The following is a 2,472-nucleotide window of genomic DNA, read 5'->3' as shown; positions in this document are numbered from 1 at the left end:
AGCCGCATCTACATGACCTTCGCCGAGGACCTCGCAGAACGCTACCCCGATTCGGCAAAATTGTTCGAGCAGATGGCCGAGGAGGAACGCGGCCATCGTCATATGCTGCTCGAAACATACGAGCAGCGCTTCGGGCCGCATCTGCCGCCGATCCGGCGCGATGATGTCAAGGGCTTCCTGCGCCGCCGCCCGATCTGGCTCACCAAGAACCTGTCGCTGGAGGCGATCCGCCGGGAAGTCGCCACCATGGAATTCGAGGCGGAGCGCTTTTACGCGAAGGCCGCTGAGCAAGCCCAAGACGTCGGCGTGCGCCGGCTGCTCGGCGATCTCGCCGAGGCCGAGAAGGGCCACGAGACCATCGCCGCGAAGCTGACCGACGATATTCTCACGCCCGATGCCCGCGGCAAGGAAGACCAGACCCGGCGCCGGGTGTTCGTGCTGCAATATGTGCAGCCGGGACTCGCCGGGCTGATGGATGGCTCGGTCTCGACGCTCGCGCCATTGTTCGCCGCGGCGTTCGCGACACATCAGAATTGGCAGACCTTTCTGGTCGGCCTCGCCGCTTCGCTTGGCGCCGGCATCAGCATGGGCTTTGCGGAAGCATTGTCGGATGACGGCTCCCTCACCGGACGGGGCTCGCCATGGCTGCGCGGCGCGACCTGCGGCGTGATGACGGCACTTGGCGGGCTCGGCCATTCGCTGCCCTATCTGGTCCCGGATGCCTGGCCGAATGCATTCTGGATCGCCACCGCCATCGCAGGCATTGTCGTGTTCTTCGAATTGTGGGCGATCGCCTATATCCGCGCGCGCTACATGGATACGCCGTTCCTGCAGGCGGTGTTTCAGATCGTGCTCGGCGGCGTCATCGTGCTCGGCGTCGGCATTCTGATCGGAGCGGCTTAGACGATTATCGGAGCTCTTGAGACGATTATCATGAGGTCGCCATCTGCGCGGCGTATGCGTTGCTGCGGCTGATCGATCCAGAGTTCAGCACAAATCGAGAAACGTTCAAGGACCACAGATGAAGCGCCATTTGCATTACGGCACGCCGGCTAAGATTTTCCATTGGCTCATAGTCGCACTGCTGGTCGTGCAATTCCCGATCGGCTGGCTGATGCCGGACCTCCACCGCAACATGCAGCCGGGTGCGCCGATGACGTTCCACGTCTCCTTCGGCCTCACGATCCTGCTCCTGATCGTGCTGCGCCTCGCCTGGCGGCTGACCCACCCGGTGGCGCCGGAAAGCTCGCTGCCGGCCTGGCAGCGGCTTAGCTCCGAGCTGGTGCATTGGATGCTCTATGTCATGGTGCTGGCGACGACCATCACCGGCTGGCTGTTCGCCTCCTATCGCGGCTGGACGGTCTCTTACTTCTATCTATTCCGATTGCCGATGCTGGCTTCCGACAATGCCGCGGCCGGTAAGGCGATCGACGGGCTGCACCAGGCGGCGGAATGGCTGCTGCTGGGCCTGATCGTGTTTCATATTGGCGCTGCTCTGGCGCACATCTTCATCTACCGCGACCGCATCATGCAACGTATGCTGCCAGGATAGCTCGCGCAGATTTGGTCGAGCAGCCATCGCCGACATCGGCTAGAATCCTCGCGTCTCGAACAGTCACATGGGGAGTGAGCCTTGGCCGCATCACAATGCAGTTTCGCCACCGCCGTCGAGGCCGCAAAGGCGCTGGCCGCGAAAGAGGTCTCGGCGGTCGAGTTGACGCAGCACGCGATCGATCGCATCGAGCGGCATGACGGCAAGATCAATGCGATCTGCGTCCGCGACTTCGATCGTGCGTTCGATGCGGCGCGTGCTGCAGATGCGGCACTCGCGCGCGGCGAGCGCAAGCCGCTGCTCGGTATCCCGCTAACGGTGAAAGAATCCTACAATATCGCCGGCCTGCCGACGACCTGGGGCTTTCCGGCGCAGAAAGACTTCACCGCCGCCGAGGACGCGCTGTCGATTACCCGCGTCAGGGACGCCGGTGGCGTCATCCTCGGCAAAACCAACGTGCCGCTCGGCCTCGGCGACTGGCAGAGCTACAACGAGATCTACGGCACCACCAACAATCCGTACGACCTCGGCCGCACGCCGGGCGGCTCCTCCGGCGGCTCGTCGGCTGCGCTCGCGGCCGGCTATGGTCCGCTGTCGCTCGGCTCCGACATCGGCGGCTCGCTGCGTGCGCCGGCCTTCCATTGCGGCGTCTATGCGCACAAGCCGACCTACGGCATGGTGGCGCCGCGCGGTCACACGCCGCCGCCATTGCCGCCGATCGTCATCGACCGCGATCTCGCGGTGGTCGGCCCGATGGCGCGCTCGGCCGCCGATCTCGCGCTGCTGCTCGACGTCATCGCCGGCCCCGATCCGCTCGAGGCCGGCAAGGCCTACCGGCTGGAGCTGCCGGCGCCGCGCCACATGACCTTGAAAGATTTCCGCGTGCTGCTGATCGCGACCGACCCGGTGATGCCGACGGA

Annotated in this window: 3 protein-coding genes; all 3 read left to right on the top strand. The window is 64.7% G+C overall.

What is annotated here, in order from left to right; translation table 11 throughout:
• On the top strand, positions 1 to 903 hold a 903-nt coding region (gene mbfA / locus WA702_RS25560), incomplete at its 5' end, for an iron exporter MbfA (protein WP_425113323.1).
• 118 nt (positions 904 to 1,021) lie between these two features.
• Positions 1,022 to 1,552, top strand: coding sequence for a cytochrome b (locus WA702_RS25555; protein WP_425113322.1), 531 nt, complete (start codon positions 1,022 to 1,024; stop codon positions 1,550 to 1,552).
• An 81-nt stretch (positions 1,553 to 1,633) separates the two neighbouring features.
• Positions 1,634 to 2,472, top strand: an 839-nt coding sequence (locus WA702_RS25550; RefSeq protein WP_425113321.1) for an amidase family protein, incomplete at its 3' end; no start/stop codon positions are given.

This window comes from Bradyrhizobium sp., from assembly GCF_049798375.1.
Classification (GTDB): Bacteria; Pseudomonadota; Alphaproteobacteria; order Rhizobiales; family Xanthobacteraceae; genus Bradyrhizobium.
The sequence above is the reverse complement of the archived record's forward strand: the minus strand, read 5'-3'. Positions and strand labels throughout refer to the sequence as shown.